Here is a 15,121-nt window from a genome sequence, read left to right as displayed (position 1 = left end):
CGAAGAAAGCCCCGGCAACACCGGGGCTTTCTTTTGTGACCGTCACCCTGTGAGCCCCCGATGACGACCTCAAGCTCTTCGCCGCTTTCCGCCGCTCGCCCTTGGCTCGGCATTGCCCTGGTGCTGGGCTCTGCCACCGCATGGAGCTATGGCGGTGCGATCCAGCGCTTAATCGGCATGACCGACAGTTGGGCAATCGTTTTCTGGCGCTGCCTGTTCGGTGGCCTGTTCCTGCTGAGCTTCATGCTGATCCGCGACAAGGTTGCGGGAACGGTAAAGCTCTTCCAGGCGATGGGATGGCCGGGACTGATGATCGCCACCGGCTTTGCGGCCGTGTCGACCTGCTTCGTGCTGGCCGTCAGCATGACGCCGGTTGCCAATGTCGTGCTGTTCATGGCGGCCATTCCGCTGTTTGCAGCCCTGCTCGCGCGGGTGCTGCTCGGCGAACCCATCACCACGATCACCTGGGGTGCGATCGGCGCCGTGATTGTCGGCGTGGCGATCATGGTATCGGCATCGATCGGCGAAGGTGGCTCCCTGCTCGGTCTTGGCCTTGCGGCATCCATCCCGGTGATTTTCGCCTGTATGACGGTGCTGACGCGGCGTCATCCGGGAATTCGCATGACGCCAGCTGCTTGTCTGGGCTGTTTCGTCGCCTCGGTCATTGCCGCGCCGCAGGTCGGTGGCTTTGCCGTGAGTGTGACGGATCTGGCGCTGCTGTTTGCCTTCGGTGCTCTCAACCTCGGCCTGGGCATGGCGATGTATGTGACCGGCGCCCGGATGATCCCGTCCGCACTGGCGGCTCTTCTCGGCACGGCGGAGATGATCCTCGCTCCGGTGTGGATGGTTCTGCTGCACAATGAAGTGCCGTCTGCGCGGACGATGATCGGCGGAAGCATCGTGCTTGCGGCCCTTTTCACCTATCTAATCGGCCATATGCGCCGCGAACCGGGGCCGCGCGTGCCCACGGCGTCTTGACTTTGCCGGTCAAAACCCGGATTTCACAGGGCATACGAAAGGCGATCCCATGACAAACAACAATCAAAAGGCCGATCAGCCTCTGTTCGGCCGCCCGTGGATCTTCATCCGTGGCGTTCCGGCAATGAAGTTCCTCCCGCCGGAAGGCCCGCTGGAAGTGGCGTTTGCCGGCCGCTCGAATGTCGGCAAGTCATCGCTGATCAACGCGCTGGTGGGACAGAAGGCACTGGCACGCACGTCCAACACCCCCGGCCGCACCCAGGAACTGAACTATTTCGTGCCGGACGGTTATTCAGGCGCTGCAGACGACATGCCGCCGATGGCCTTGGTCGACATGCCGGGCTATGGCTATGCACAGGCGCCGAAGGAACAGGTGGATGCCTGGACCAAGCTGGTCTTCGACTATCTTCGCGGCCGCGCGACGCTGAAGCGCGTCTATGTGCTGATCGATTCACGGCATGGCATCAAGAAGAACGACGACGAGGTGCTGTCGCTGCTCGACAAGGCGGCGATATCCTATCAGATCGTTCTGACCAAGACGGACAAGATCAAGGAAGTCGGTGTTCCGCGCCTGATTGCCGAGACGCTCGAGAAGATCAAGAAACATCCGGCTGCATTTCCCGAAGTGCTGTCGACTTCGTCGGAAAAAGGCAACGGTCTCGACATATTGCGCGCGGCAATCGCCGAGACCGTCGGCCGGAAATCCTGACGCGAGGATCCCGACAGAACTTTTTCAAGGGGCCAGCGATGGCCCCTTTCCTGTTTACATCTTCGGCAGGATGACCGCGTCAACGACGTGGATGACACCATTCGACTGCTTGACGTCGGCAATGGTCACGGTCGCCACGCCGCCGTTTTCATCGGTGAGCGTGATCTTGCCGTCAGCCGCCTTGGCCTTCAGCACGCAGCCACCAACCGTCTTGACGTCATGTGTGCCGCCATCATCGGCAATCATCTTGCCGATGGCGTCCGACATGGCAGTGGCTGCCACGACATGGCAGGTCAGAACCTTGGTGAGCTGCGCCTTGTTCTCCGGCTTCAGAAGTGTGTCGACCGTGCCGGCCGGCAGCTTTGCGAAGGCTTCGTTGGTCGGTGCAAAAACGGTGAACGGACCGGCGCCCGACAGTGTCTCGACAAGGCCTGCCGCCTTGACGGCAGCGACGAGCGTGGTGTGATCCTTGGAATTGACGGCATTCTCGACGATGTTCTTGTCTTCAAACATGGCAGCACCGCCAACCATCGGGTTGGCTGCATAGGCGGCAGTTGCGCCGGTCAGCAGGACGGCGGTGATGGCGATCGAGCGAAGCGTGGTCTTGAACATTTCGGTTTCCTCTATCCTGGTGTTCTCGATCCGGGCGGCTATTGCCGCCGGATGGCGTTGTTCTTCCCTCTTGGGGAACACAACAAGGGACGGAGGGGGGCTGGTCTGAGTTTCAACGAATTTGAAAAAAATCTTGTTGCTGACGTCAAGCCATTCAATAGGCGCGCATTTTTATCTCAGCGGAGAATCTCGCCGGCAGCCACGATCGGGCCGGTTGCCTTGCCGGTCGGCGAACCGCCGAAGGGTTCGACGCTGACAGCGAGCACTACGCCGCCCTTAAGCCGGGCGCGCATCTCGTCCGGGATCAGGATCTCGCCCTGGCCGGTCTGCGGCAGAACACCGAGCGATGTCGGCGGTTGCTCGCCTTCCACCAGCCAGAGTTCAAGAGACTTTTCCTCGGCACCGCCATTGGCGACCGGCGTAATAGCCAGACGCCCCGATGCCCCGTCATACTGGGCGACAAGGCTGATGGCGTTGTCCCTTCCAGCAAGCTCGGCCATCCATTGCTGTCCCGGCTTCGGACGCAACTCGTTTGCCCATTCCAGTCCGAGGAGAAGGGCGAGGGTGCCGATTGCCGCAACACTCACACCACGCCAGAGAGGCAAGGAATTCCAGATAGCGCCCAACGGTCCGGTCGGCGTGTGCGCCGGACCCGGTCCGAAGATACGCCGTTCGATCTCCGCAAATGTCACGGCCGAGGGTGCTTCTTCATCGTAGTCATCGTTGAAATGCGCAAGGTTGGCTTCCCACCGGCGGACGATGGCGGCAAATTGCCAATCATGACGCAGGCGCGCTTCGACCTGCTGGCGCTCTGACAGGTTCAGGACGCCAAGGACATATTCCCCCGCGAGCACTTCGTCGCGTGATCTGTCACCCTTGCTCTGGTCGGGCGTTGCCATCCATGCACTCTCTCAGTTTCAAAAGACTGCGTCGCAGCCACGTGCGCATCGTATTCAACGGAACTGCAAAGCGCTCGGCAAGCTCCTGATAGGTCATTCCCTCGACATAGGCCTGGCGAACCGCTTGCGCGCGGTCAGGATCCAATGCTTCCAGACAGCTGTCAATGCGCGCGCCTTCCGAACGCAAGATTGCGCGGCGTTCAGGATCTGGCCCGAGATCCGGCAATTCGGCAGCGACATCCAGTTCCTCGGTCGACGGCTTTCGCTGGCGCAGCCGGTCGATGCAATGATACCTGGCAATCGCCGCGATCCAGGCGAATGCGTTGCCGCCGTCGCCGGCATAACTTCCGGCCTTCTGCCAGATCTTCACGAAGATGTCCTGCAATGCCTCTTCTGCATCGTTCCTGTCTTTCAGGATACGGATGCAGATCGCAAAAAGTTTCGCCGAGCAGCGTTGATAGATCAGGGAAAATGCAGCCCGGTCGCGGAGCGCTACACGGCCCAGCAATTCGGCGATATCGTCGCTTTCCATGAATTCCCCATTCAATGCCGGAGCGCCATATAGGGTGATGGCCGGCCTCGGCAATGCATCGGGAAAAAGAAGCGTGTCATCACTCTCTTATATTGCAGGGCAATCATTCCATCGCGGCCGGACTTGCGCTAAAAGGCCGCGATCCCAAAAGAGGTTTTCCCGATGACGGCTTCCGAAAGCGAAATCCAGGCAAGACTGCTGGTGCAGGCCCTTCCCTTCATGCAGCGTTATGAAAACAAGACGATCGTCGTGAAATACGGCGGCCATGCCATGGGCAATCCGGAACTGGGCAAAGCGTTTGCAGCCGATATCGCGCTTTTGAAGCAGTCGGGCGTCAACCCGATCGTCGTGCATGGCGGTGGGCCGCAGATCGGCGCGATGCTTGCCAAGATGGGCATCGAATCACGCTTCGAGAACGGCCTTCGCGTCACCGACCAGAAAACCGTCGAGATCGTCGAAATGGTTCTGGCCGGCTCGATCAACAAGGAAATCGTCGCGTTGATCAACCAGACCGGCGAATGGGCGATCGGGCTGTGCGGCAAGGACGGCAACATGGTGTTTGCCGAAAAGGCGCAGAAGAAGGTTCGCGATCCCGACAGCAACATCGAGCGGGTCCTTGATCTCGGCTTTGTCGGCGAGGTGGTCGAAGTCGACCGCACGCTTCTCGACCTGCTGGCCCGTTCGGAAATGATCCCGGTCATTGCGCCGGTGGCACCAGGTCGTGACGGAGCGACCTATAATATCAATGCGGACACCTTTGCCGGTGCGATTGCCGGCGCGCTGAATGCTTCGCGCCTGCTGTTCCTCACCGATGTTCCGGGCGTGCTCGACAAGAGCGGCACCCTGATCAAGGAACTCTCGGTCGCCCAGGCACACGAGCTAATCAAGGACGGCACCATTTCCGGCGGCATGATCCCCAAGGTCGAGACGTGCATCGAGGCTATCAAGGCCGGTGTGCAGGGCGTGGTCATCCTGAACGGCAAGACGGCCCATTCCGTGCTGCTCGAGCTGTTCACCGAAGCCGGTGCCGGCACGCTGCTCGTCCCGTAAGGCTCAGGCAATCAGAAGCAGGAGAACGCCGGCAACAATCAGGACGCAGCCGGCGATCTCCAGACGGTTGATCTTCTCCTTGAAGACCAGAACCGACGACGCGAAGGTGAAGAGCATTTCCACCTGCGCGACCGCCTTGACGACAGCGACCTGTTGCAGGGTCATGGCGATGAACCAGCCGAACGATGCGGTTGCACCGACAAATCCGACCAGAACACTGGTTTTCCAGGCAGCGCGGATGCGCGACAATTCCTGCGGCTCGCGCCAGAGCATCCAGGCCAGCATGGCCAATGTCTGGATGACAATGACGACCGCGAGCGTGAAGCTTGCCTGCATGATCGAATCGGGTGCCGGCAGGCTTGGTTCCAGCGAAAGCGACGCGGCGCGGTAGGAAATGCCGGACATGCCGAAAAAGAAGCCGGAGGTCAGTCCGATGATCGCGGTTCGACTGCCGACCGAGGTGACGAGCGATTTCAGGGTGAATTCGGTGCGAGCGACGGAGATCAACATCACGCCGAGGATCGACACGCCAATCGCGCCGACCACAGACAACCTGACCGTTTCGCCGAACAGGACAAGCGCGATCAATGCGGCCTGGGCCGGCTCCGTGCGCGAGTAGGCAGTGCCGACCGCGAAGTTGCGGAATGAAAACAGATGAACAAGCAGGAAGGTCGCGGCGATCTGGGCCAAGGCTCCGAGCATTGCCCAGACGGCGAAATGGCCATCCGGCACCGGTAGTGGACGGCCGAAGGCAAAATGCAGCAACCCGAGATAGACAAACGCAAATGGCAGGCCGAAACCGAAGCGCACGAAGGTTGCGCCCGTCGTGCCCATCTTGCCCTTGAGATGTTTCTGAAGTGCCGAACGCATATTCTGCAGAAAGGCGCTGCCGAAGGTGATGATAGCCCAGAATTCCATCAAGCGGCGTTAGCACAGTCCCGTGCGGTACGCCACCGGTCGGCGCGCTATCACACAAGGGCTGTTTCCTTTCGTGTTGCTGCGTGGCAGAGATAGGGCATGAACACACCTGCAAAGCTCCCCTCGCCCGCTGATTTCGCCCATGTCCGCGACTGGGTCTTCGACCTCGACAACACGCTCTATCCGCATCATGTGGATCTCTTCGCCCAGATCGACAGGAACATGGCAGCCTTTGTTGCCGAACTCCTGCAACTGGAGCCAGCCGAGGCCAAGCTGCTGCAGAAGCGATACTATCATGAGCATGGTACGACGCTGGCCGGCCTGATGCTGCATCACAATGTGGATCCAAACGCATTTCTGGAGCGGGCGCATGCAATCGACTATTCGGCGCTGTTGCCGGATGTTGCGCTCGGCGAGGCGATCAAGCGGTTGCCGGGTCGCAAGTTCATCTTCACCAATGGCACGGTGGCACATGCGCAGGCCGCGGCGCGGGCGCTTGGCATTCTCGACCATTTCGACGACATATTCGACATCGTCGCGGCCGACTACCAGCCGAAGCCGGCGGGTGCGACCTATGACAAGTTTGCCAGCCTCAATCGCATAGATACGGAAAAGGCAGCGATGTTCGAGGATCTGCCGCGCAATCTTCTGGTCCCGAAGGCACTGGGAATGAAGACGGTGCTTCTGGTGCCACGCAATCTCGGCACGGCCATCCTGGAGACCTGGGAACGGGTCGACCATATCGATCCCGACAGCGTCGACTACATCACCGACGATCTGGCCGGTTTCCTGGAGCGGCTTTTGCCGATTGCGGGTTGAGGAAAGTCAAAGCTTACCAAAGTTTCATCCAGCTTACCGATGTTTAAGTAGGATGGGCAACATGGCACCGGTAGGGTTTCCTGACTGAAACAGGACCCCGAAAGGACCATAAGATGACAAGTAAGTTCTTCACTTTGGCAGCGGTTGCAGGCTCATTGTTGATCGGAACCTCGGCCAGCGCCGTACTTGCACAGGATCGCGATGGTCATCGCGGACCTCCGGGCGGCCGCGAAGTGATGTTCGTCCGGATGTTGCAGCAGTTCGACACCGACAAGGACGGCAAGATTACCAAGGATGAGGCAAAAGCCTCAGGCGAAACCCTGTTTGTGTCGATCGATGCCGACAAGGACGGCTCGATCACGCCGGGTGAATTCCGCAAGCATCGCGAAGCGATGCGCGAACAACTCAAGGCCGAAATAAAGGAAACCACCGAGGCGGATGAAAACGATGCCGATGAGGCCGCGCCGCCCGCGCCCGGCGACGATCAGGCCCAGGACAACAGCCGCGGGCCAGACGGCAAGCCGCATCACGGCAAACACCATGAAGGCAAGCGCCATGGCGGTCGCGACATGGCGGACCGTGATGGTCCCCGCGGACATGGTGATCGCGGATCGGGCAGGCTGATCCGTGTTGCCGATGCGGATGAGAACGGCCAGATCAACCAGGCCGAGGCCATGACGATGATCGACAAGATGTTCGAGCGGGCGGACCGCAACAAGGATGGCGTCATTTCAGTCGATGACATGCCGAAGCGCCCAATGTGGATGATGCGCTAAACCACACAGACAGCGAAATGCCGGCGGCCCCTCACGGGGCCGCTTCTTCGTTCAGGTCATAGAAATCAGCGACGATCTTCCAGGCGTCTTCCGCCGTCTCGGCGAATTGCAGGAGGTTGAGATCCTCCGGGGCAATGGTGCCGAATTCCGCCAGCCCGTCGAAATTGATCATGCCATGCCAGAACTTCCTGGAAAACAGGATCAGCGGGATCGGCGCCATGCGCTTGGTCTGGATCAATGTTACGGCTTCGAAGAATTCATCCAGCGTGCCGAAGCCGCCAGGGAAGATCGCGATCGCCTTGGCCCGCATGAGGAAGTGCATCTTGCGGATGGCGAAATAGTGAAAGTTGAAGCTCAATTCCGGCGTAACATACGGGTTCGGCGCCTGCTCGTGCGGAAGCACGATGTTGAGGCCGACAGAAGGCGCACCCACTTCGGATGCGCCGCGATTGCCGGCTTCCATGACGCCCGGACCGCCACCGGTCACCACCACATATTCCTGATAGGCGCTATGCGCCGAATGCTCCGAGCAAAGACGGGCGAATTTGCGCGCTTCATCATAGTAGACAGAGGCCGCTTCGAGGTTCTGCTTCTGCAGTTCGTTGCGCGCAGCCCAGGCACTTTGTCCGGGCGCCGGTATCCGGGCGCCGCCGAACATGACGACCGTCGACTTTATGTTGCGCTCGGTGAGGATCATCTCGGTCTTCAGCAATTCCAGCTGCAGGCGGATCGGCCGAAGCTCCTCGCGGCAGAGGAAATCATTGTCGGCATAGGCAAGCCGATAAGACGGGGATTCCGATTGCGGGGTGCGGGGCACGACTTCTGCGCTGTGGCGATCGGTCGAACTGTCCTTGAGGGGGTCCCAGACCCCGTCATTGCGCCGATGCCGGCCATTCTTTAGCTTTGCCATTCCATATCCTTCCATGCAGAAACGTAGGGCGTCCCCGGCTGTTTCCAACCGCCGTTGAATGCGGTAGAGCAATTCGCCAGTTTCCGATCGATCCCGATCGTTTCCATCGTCAAGATTAGCCAAGGAAGTTTAAGGAATTCAGATGAGCGCACTCGATCTCACCAGCCTCGAACACGTCATTGACGCGGCTTTCGACAACCGCGACACAGTATCGACCGCTACCAAAGGCGAGATCCGTGACGCCGTGGACGAGGCGCTGAACCTGCTCGACAGCGGCAAGGCGCGTGTTGCCACCCGTAGCGAGGACGGCAACTGGACGGTTCACCAGTGGCTGAAGAAGGCCGTTCTCCTGTCCTTTCGTCTCAACGACATGGACGTGGTCAAGGGCGGTCCCGGCACCTCGACCTGGTGGGACAAGGTGCCGTCGAAGTTCGAAGGCTGGGGTGAAAGCGAATTCCGCGCTGCCGGCTTCCGCGCCGTGCCGAATGCGGTCGTGCGCCGTTCGGCCTATATAGCGCCGAACGCCATCCTGATGCCGTCCTTCGTCAATCTCGGCGCCTATGTCGGCGAAGGCACGATGGTCGACACCTGGGCCACCGTCGGCTCCTGCGCGCAGATCGGCAGCCATGTGCATCTCTCGGGTGGCGTCGGCATCGGCGGCGTGCTGGAGCCTATGCAGGCGGGGCCGACGATCATCGAGGACAATTGCTTCATCGGCGCCCGTTCGGAAGTGGTTGAAGGCTGCATCGTGCGCGAAGGCTCTGTGCTCGGGATGGGCGTGTTCATCGGCAAGTCGACCAAGATCGTCGACCGCGCCACCGGCGAAGTGACCTATGGCGAAGTACCACCCTATTCGGTCGTGGTCGCAGGTTCGATGGGCAGCGGCAATGTCATGCCCAATGGGGTCGTAGCACCGAACCTCTACTGTGCCGTGATCGTCAAGCGCGTCGATGCCAAGACACGCTCCAAGACAGGCATCAACGAACTGCTGCGCGACTGAGCGCCATAACCCGCCGGGAAGACAAGTCCCCGGCGTCTTCGCTCCAGCGGCCCGCGACATTTGCGCGTCGCTGCGGCGGATGACAGCGTTTCATGCATGGGCTAAGTCTAGGCCATGCTCTTCCCGCGCCGATGCGCCACCATCACTCATTGGTCATCATGATCGCTACAAATCCCGTCGATGTCCTGCAGGCCCTGATCCGCTGCCCGTCTGTCACGCCTGAAGAGGGTGGCGCGCTCGGCGTTATCGAAACACTGCTGAAGCCGCTCGGTTTTCATGTGGATCGCATGGTGCATTCGGATACCGGCACGCCCGATATCGAAAACCTCTATGCCCGGACCGGTGCAAGCGGACCGCATCTGATGTTTGCCGGCCATAGCGACGTCGTGCCGGTCGGCCAGACCGCCGACTGGACGCATGGCCCCTTCGCTGGCGATGTTGCCAATGGCATGCTCTATGGCCGCGGTGCGGTCGACATGAAGGGCGGCATTGCCTGCTTCATCGCGGCCTATGCCCGCCTGCTCGAAGAAAAAGGCGCACCACAGGGTTCCATCTCACTGCTGATCACCGGTGACGAGGAAGGTCCGGCGGTGAATGGGACGACCAAACTGCTGCAATGGGCGGCTGAACGCGGCGAGCGCTGGGATGCCTGCCTGGTCGGCGAGCCGACCAATCCGGACCAGCTCGGCGACATGATCAAGATCGGCCGGCGCGGATCTGTATCCGGCACAGTCACCGTGCGCGGCGTGCAGGGGCATGCGGCCTATCCGCATCTCGCCGACAATCCGGTGCGCGGCGCGCTGCGCTTTGCCGAGAGCCTGATGACGCCAGCCTTCGACGATGGCTCGGACAATTTCCAGCCGTCCAATCTAGAAGTGACAACCATCGATGTCGGCAATCCGGCAACCAATGTCATTCCGGCTTCGGCGAGCTTCAAGTTCAACATCCGCTTCAACGACCACTGGACGGCCGAAACGGTCCAGGCTGAAATCCTGCGCCGGCTCGATGCGGCGGCAACCGATGAGAGGCTGCGGCCAGGCCGTAGCCCGATGGCCTATGAAATGGCATGGTCGGAGCGACCGAGCCATGTCTTCCTGACGCGCAGCAACAGCCTGATCGCATCGCTGTCCGGCGCAATCGAAACCGTCACCGGTCGCTCGCCTTCGCTGTCGACAACCGGTGGCACCTCGGACGCCCGCTTCATCAAGGATTACTGCCCGGTGGTGGAATTCGGGCTGGTCGGCCAGACAATGCATATGGTCGACGAGCGCGTCGCGGTCAGCGATCTCGAGACGCTGACGACAATCTACAAGACCTTCATCGAACAATGGTTCGCTCATGCCGACGCTTAAAGAGGTCGAGTTCTATCTGATGGGGCTCTGGTTGCTGTTCAAGAAGGACGCGGCCGGCTTCACCTATCTCGACCTCTCGGATCGCGGCGCCCTGCGCTCGTTCTGGGCGATTGGCTGGGCACTCCCTGCCATCCTGGTCTCGTTCATCTGGTGGCAGATGCTGTTTGTCGGCACCCTCCCGGAGGGCGTCGGTGTTGGAGGCCTCTTCTATTTCCGGCTGGTGATGGTCGAGGCAATGAACTGGATTTTGCCCGTCATCCTGGTCGGCGTTCTCTGCTGGATGATCGGGATCGGGGAGAAATTCGCATCGATCGTGGTGGCCGCCAATTGGCTATCCCTGCCGATATCCTATTCCTATGCCGTGCTCGTGCTGGTGATGATGCTGGTCCCGCCGCTCAGCGGGCTGATCGCCCTGCTCTGGTTCGTGCTGATGCTGATGCTGATCGTCGTGCTTTTCCGCATCCTGTGGATGATCATCGGCGATCACATCCTGACCGTGGCCACGGTCACGATGGTGTTGCTGGTTCCATCCATGCTGATTGCCGAGATGCTGGAGCGTTATCTCGGGGTCTATCCCGGCTGATGGACAACTGCCCATCCGCGTGACGCGTCGGGCGGCGGGTGCGAGGTATAATGCCCAAAGGGCCCGATCACTCGTCGCCTGGATAATCAACCTTCATGAAAAACAGACCCTCGGGCGGGGCGACGGGGCCGCATGCGGCACGACTACGCGCCTCAAGAGCAGTGCGCACATCCGCCGGCGTCATCTTGCCTTCGCCTGCCAGCTTCAGCGTGCCGGCAAAGGAGCGGATCTGATTGTGCAGGAAACTCTGGGCTGTTGCCCGGATCTCGATCAGATCGCCCGTCCGGCTGACATCAAGACGATCCAGCGTGCGCATCGGGCTCCTGGCCTGACAATGCACCGAGCGGAACGTGGTGAAGTCGTGATGGCCGACCAACTGCTGCGCTGCCTCATGCATGGCAAGATGGTCGAGCGGCTTGGGCACCCACCAGGCGCGCTGCGCTTCCAGCGCCAATCGTGCGGGCCGCGAAATGATGCGGTAGAGATAATGACGGCGTAGAGCCGAGAAGCGGGCATCGAAGTCATCCGGAACAGCCCTGACTTCAATGACAGCGACGCGCTCGCCCGCCAGTCCCAAATGGGCGTTTAACGCGTTGCGCAGCTTGTCCGGGACCCAATCGCGCGACAGATCGGCATGAACCACCTGACCCAAGGCATGAACGCCGGAATCGGTGCGGCCGGCGCCGCGGATCACCACCGTCTCGCCGCTGAGGGCGAGGATGGCCTTTTCCAGGGCGCTCTGGACCGACGCCCCGTTGTCCTGGCGCTGCCAGCCGACATAGGGGGTGCCGTCGTATTCGACACACAAGCGAAAGCGCGGCATCAGGCGATCACCGTACCCGACGGCAATGGTGTTCCGCGGAGGAAATCCTCGGCAGACAACGGTTTGCCGCCAGCCTTCTGCAGGCGGACCAGCCGAACCGCGCCCGAACCACAGGCAATCTCCAGATGTTCGTTAAGGACTGTGCCTGGCAGTGCGTTGACGCTGTCTGGCGGGGCCAGTTCGGATGCAAGCAGCTTGACGCGCTCCGGTTTGCCGTTGATGGCAAGCTCGGTCCAGGCGCCGGGGAACGGCGCGAGCCCGCGGATATGATTGTGAACATCAGCCGCCGGTCTTGAAAAGTCGACGCGGGTTTCGCCCTTGTCGATCTTCGCCGCATAAAGCACGCCCTCTTCCGGCTGCGCGACTGTCGTCAACGTGCCGGCTTCGAGTGCCGCCATGGCATCGACCATGGTGGCGGCACCGACCGCACTCAGGCGGTCGTGCAATTCACCGGCAGTCATGTTCGGCCCGATGTCGACCATTGCCGTGCGTGCGACGGGGCCGGTGTCGAGCCCCTTGTCCATCTTCATCACCATCATGCCGGTCTGCCGATCGCCGGCCATGATTGCCCGCTGGATGGGAGCAGCTCCTCGCCAGCGTGGCAAAAGCGACGCATGGCCATTATAGGCGCCGAGCCGCGTGCCGTTCAGAATTGCTTCCGGCAGCAGCAGGCCATAGGCAACCACCACCGCGACATCGGCCTTCAGGGCGACGAAGTGATCGCGGTCGGCAGGGTCGCGGAAATTGACTGGATGGAAGACCGGCAGGCCAAGCTGTTCAGCGGCCTGGTGCACCGGAGATTTCTGCAGATCGAGACCACGGCGGCCACCGGGACGCGGCGGCTGGGTGTAGACGGCAGCGATCTCGTGGCCGGCCTCAGCCAGCGCCCTGAGGGTCGCAACGGAAAAATCCGGCGTTCCCATGAAGATGATGCGAAGTGACATGGCGTCTCGCCTTCGGAACCGGAAGAGGCGCGCGCCCATAGGGCGCAGCGGGGATCAAAGCTTGGACTTGGAAGCCTTGGTGAATTTCTTGATCACCATCTCGCGCTTCAGGCGGGAGATATGGTCGATGAACAGCACACCATTGAGGTGGTCGATTTCATGCTGCAGGCAGGTTGCCAGGAGACCGTCGGCCTCCGTGAGGTGTTCCCGTCCATCCCGATCGAGAGACTTTACCGTGATCGATGCGGGTCGCTCGACTTCGGCGTAATAGTCGGGAATCGACAGGCACCCCTCCTCATAGACCGAACGCTCGTCGGAGGAACGGATAATCTCCGGATTGATGAAAACCAACGGCTCGCGCTCGTCGCCTTCCTTGGAGATATCGATGACCAGCATGCGGCGGGCGACGCCAACCTGGATGGCAGCAAGGCCGATGCCTGGCGCCTCGTACATGGTTTCAAGCATGTCTTCGGCAAGCGTGCGGATATCGGCGTCTACCCGCTCAACGGGCTGGGAGACCTGACGCAGCAGGGGATCGGGGAGGATGATGAGGGGCTTTATCGTCATGGGCCTCCCTTAGCGCAAGATGGAAACGGAGGAAATCGAAAAACGCACGATTTCGCTCCGTTTACAGTGTCTCAAGCGGCTCGGCGGCCTGAATGCGTAGAAGACGCACCTGGCTTTGCCGCAGAATACTCCGTCGAACGGGTGCGGATATGGCTCAGCAACTCGACCAGACCGGCCACTTCGGCGCGAAGACGACGTGTCTCTTCCGATGTCTGCTCGACCATATCGCTGTTTTCATGGGTCAGGTGATCCATGTTGCGTGTCGCCTGGTTGACTTCGTTCAGCCCCATGGCCTGATCCTTGGCGGCGGTCGCAATGTCCGAGACGAAGGCGTTGATCGCATCGATACGGGCGATGATGTCGGTCAGTGCGTCACCGGTGCCGGAGACGAGGCCGACCCCCTCCTTGACCTGATCGGAGCTCTGCGAGATCAACTGCTTGATGGCCTTGGCGGCATCGGCGCTGCGCTGTGCAAGCTGGCGGACTTCCTGTGCCACGACCGCAAAACCCTTGCCGGCTTCACCGGCTCTAGCAGCCTCTACGCCGGCATTGAGCGCCAGAAGGTTGGTCTGGAAGGCAATTTCGTCGATCACGCCGATGATCTTGGAGATCTCGGTCGAGGACTTTTCGATCGCGCCCATGGCGGATACGGCACGCGAGACGACAGCACCGGAGGACTGGGCCTGCTGCTGGGTTTCGCGAACGGTCATCGAGGCCCGCTCGGCATTGGCCGCCGTCTGGCTGACGCTGACGGAGAGCTGCTGCAGAGCCGTCGAGCTTTCTTGAACCCCGGTCGCCTGTCTGGCTGTGCGGTTGGCCAATTCGCCAGACGCGCGGGCAATGGTCTCGGTGCCGTTGAGGATCTCGTCCGATGCGCGGCGGATCGCGGCAAACGAAGTGTTCAGCCGGTCGACCGTGTCGTTGTAGTGGCCCGCCATTTCCTTGAAATTCTGCGGCAGGTCGCTGGTCATGCGGGCCTCGAAATCGCCCTGTGCCAGAGCCTCCAGACCCTTGCGCAAATGTTCCATTGCGATGGCCTGGTCCGCTTCGAAACGTTGCCGCTCCTCCTCGAGCTGCACGCGCCGGGCATCCAGTTCCTGCAGATAGACTGAGATCGAATAGTCCATGTCCAGCATGGCGGCCTTGACCAAAGCCTTGAGCTTGTCGGCCAGGGCATGGGCATGCTGCTTGCCGAAGGGGAATGGCCAGTGCTTGACCAGGATGCCGGCGGCGAGTTCGCCGACCAGCATAGAATAACCACCGATATACCAGCGCGGTTCGAGGCCGATGCGGGCATGCGCCTTGCCGACGGCGGTCACGCCTTTGACATACTCGGCATCGAACCCGCCCTTGGCCGCCTTGTCCCAATGCGCCATCTGCGCATTCTTCGCGCCTGTGATGTGCGCCTTGTCGCGGAAAAAGCTTGCGAGCTTCGGGGTGCGTGCAATCTTCGCATATAGCTTGTCCAGCGCATCGCCGATGGTGTCGTTGATGGTCGGGCGAAGCTCCTTGAGCGTCGCCCGGGTCTTGTCATCGATTTCGAGGAAGTCGAGGCGTTCTGACAGATCGGTATTTGGGTTCTGGGTCATGGTTCCATCACAGGCATTGGCTATTCCGGAGGTCACCGGTTGTCGTTACACCTGCCATGG

General features: G+C 60.8%; 17 protein-coding genes. 8 read left to right on the top strand and 9 right to left on the bottom strand.

Going from position 1 to position 15,121, the window contains the following annotated elements; all coding sequences use genetic code 11:
- Positions 1–60: 60 nt before the first annotated feature.
- Positions 61–978: a DMT family transporter gene (locus GVK95_RS01995; RefSeq protein WP_159946187.1), complete on the top strand. Its 918-nt coding sequence runs from the start codon at positions 61–63 to the stop codon at positions 976–978.
- A 49-nt stretch (positions 979–1,027) separates the two neighbouring features.
- Positions 1,028–1,687 (top strand): ribosome biogenesis GTP-binding protein YihA/YsxC, encoded by a 660-nt coding sequence (gene yihA / locus GVK95_RS01990; protein ID WP_159946186.1) that lies wholly within the window; start codon positions 1,028–1,030, stop codon positions 1,685–1,687.
- 54 nt (positions 1,688–1,741) lie between these two features.
- Here yihA and GVK95_RS01985 read toward each other — a convergent pair whose 3' ends face one another.
- The 3 genes from GVK95_RS01985 to GVK95_RS01975 form a co-directional block, all read right to left on the bottom strand.
- Positions 1,742–2,299 (bottom strand): fasciclin domain-containing protein, encoded by a 558-nt coding sequence (locus tag GVK95_RS01985; protein WP_159946185.1) that lies wholly within the window; start codon positions 2,297–2,299, stop codon positions 1,742–1,744.
- A 176-nt stretch (positions 2,300–2,475) separates the two neighbouring features.
- A complete protein-coding gene (locus GVK95_RS01980) occupies positions 2,476–3,198 on the bottom strand; it encodes an anti-sigma factor (protein WP_159946184.1) in 723 nt (240 codons plus the stop codon).
- Positions 3,170–3,730, bottom strand: coding sequence for a sigma-70 family RNA polymerase sigma factor (locus GVK95_RS01975; protein ID WP_159946183.1), 561 nt, complete (start codon positions 3,728–3,730; stop codon positions 3,170–3,172). Before GVK95_RS01975 ends, GVK95_RS01980 begins: the two co-directional genes overlap by 29 nt.
- Before the next feature lie 162 nt (positions 3,731–3,892).
- Here GVK95_RS01975 and argB point away from each other — a divergent pair, with 162 nt between their 5' ends.
- Positions 3,893–4,780 carry an acetylglutamate kinase gene (gene argB, locus GVK95_RS01970; RefSeq protein WP_159946182.1) on the top strand — a complete coding sequence of 296 codons (888 nt, stop codon included), beginning with the start codon at positions 3,893–3,895 and terminating at the stop codon, positions 4,778–4,780.
- A gap of 3 nt (positions 4,781–4,783) precedes the next feature.
- Here argB and GVK95_RS01965 read toward each other — a convergent pair whose 3' ends face one another.
- Positions 4,784–5,698, bottom strand: a complete 915-nt coding sequence (locus tag GVK95_RS01965) for an EamA family transporter (protein ID WP_159946181.1) — start codon at positions 5,696–5,698, stop codon at positions 4,784–4,786.
- A gap of 99 nt (positions 5,699–5,797) precedes the next feature.
- Between GVK95_RS01965 and GVK95_RS01960 the strand changes: the two genes are divergently transcribed.
- Together GVK95_RS01960 and GVK95_RS01955 are read left to right on the top strand one after the other, a co-directional pair.
- Positions 5,798–6,517 carry a pyrimidine 5'-nucleotidase gene (locus GVK95_RS01960; protein ID WP_159946180.1) on the top strand — a complete coding sequence of 240 codons (720 nt, stop codon included), beginning with the start codon at positions 5,798–5,800 and terminating at the stop codon, positions 6,515–6,517.
- A gap of 113 nt (positions 6,518–6,630) precedes the next feature.
- The gene (locus GVK95_RS01955; RefSeq protein WP_159946179.1) at positions 6,631–7,293 is read left to right on the top strand and encodes an EF-hand domain-containing protein; all 663 of its coding nucleotides are present in this window, start codon (positions 6,631–6,633) and stop codon (positions 7,291–7,293) included.
- Positions 7,294–7,324: 31 nt separating this feature from the next.
- Here the strand turns inward: GVK95_RS01955 and GVK95_RS01950 are convergent, their stop codons facing one another.
- The gene (locus GVK95_RS01950; protein WP_159946178.1) at positions 7,325–8,203 is read right to left on the bottom strand and encodes an LOG family protein; all 879 of its coding nucleotides are present in this window, start codon (positions 8,201–8,203) and stop codon (positions 7,325–7,327) included.
- Between the two features lie 142 nt (positions 8,204–8,345).
- Here GVK95_RS01950 and dapD point away from each other — a divergent pair, with 142 nt between their 5' ends.
- The 3 genes from dapD (at position 8,346) to GVK95_RS01935 (ending at position 11,138) form a co-directional block, all read left to right on the top strand.
- On the top strand, positions 8,346–9,203 hold the full coding sequence (gene dapD / locus GVK95_RS01945; RefSeq protein WP_159946177.1) for a 2,3,4,5-tetrahydropyridine-2,6-dicarboxylate N-succinyltransferase: 858 nt from the start codon (positions 8,346–8,348) through the stop codon (positions 9,201–9,203).
- Positions 9,204–9,361: 158 nt separating this feature from the next.
- Complete coding sequence (gene dapE, locus GVK95_RS01940) at positions 9,362–10,555, top strand: succinyl-diaminopimelate desuccinylase (protein WP_159946176.1); 1,194 nt, start codon at positions 9,362–9,364, stop codon at positions 10,553–10,555.
- Positions 10,542–11,138, top strand: a complete 597-nt coding sequence (locus tag GVK95_RS01935) for a hypothetical protein (protein ID WP_159946175.1) — start codon at positions 10,542–10,544, stop codon at positions 11,136–11,138. The genes dapE and GVK95_RS01935 overlap by 14 nt, the downstream gene beginning before the upstream one ends.
- 67 nt (positions 11,139–11,205) lie before the next feature.
- On the opposite strand, the gene truA is transcribed toward GVK95_RS01935, so the two are convergent.
- The 4 genes from truA to GVK95_RS01915 form a co-directional block, all read right to left on the bottom strand.
- On the bottom strand, positions 11,206–11,961 hold the full coding sequence (gene truA, locus GVK95_RS01930) for a tRNA pseudouridine(38-40) synthase TruA (RefSeq protein ID WP_159946174.1): 756 nt from the start codon (positions 11,959–11,961) through the stop codon (positions 11,206–11,208).
- Positions 11,961–12,905 carry a methionyl-tRNA formyltransferase gene (gene fmt / locus GVK95_RS01925; RefSeq protein WP_159946173.1) on the bottom strand — a complete coding sequence of 315 codons (945 nt, stop codon included), beginning with the start codon at positions 12,903–12,905 and terminating at the stop codon, positions 11,961–11,963. The genes truA and fmt overlap by 1 nt, the downstream gene beginning before the upstream one ends.
- Positions 12,906–12,959: 54 nt before the next feature.
- Positions 12,960–13,472, bottom strand: a complete 513-nt coding sequence (gene def, locus GVK95_RS01920; RefSeq protein WP_159946172.1) for a peptide deformylase — start codon at positions 13,470–13,472, stop codon at positions 12,960–12,962.
- Positions 13,473–13,543: 71 nt separating this feature from the next.
- Positions 13,544–15,061: a globin-coupled sensor protein gene (locus tag GVK95_RS01915; protein ID WP_159946171.1), complete on the bottom strand. Its 1,518-nt coding sequence runs from the start codon at positions 15,059–15,061 to the stop codon at positions 13,544–13,546.
- Positions 15,062–15,121: the final 60 nt, after the last annotated feature.

This window comes from Rhizobium sp. 18065, assembly GCF_902706095.1.
Classification (GTDB): domain Bacteria; phylum Pseudomonadota; class Alphaproteobacteria; order Rhizobiales; family Rhizobiaceae; genus Allorhizobium.
Note: the sequence above shows the minus strand (reverse complement) of the source record. Positions and strands in the feature narration are given on the sequence as shown.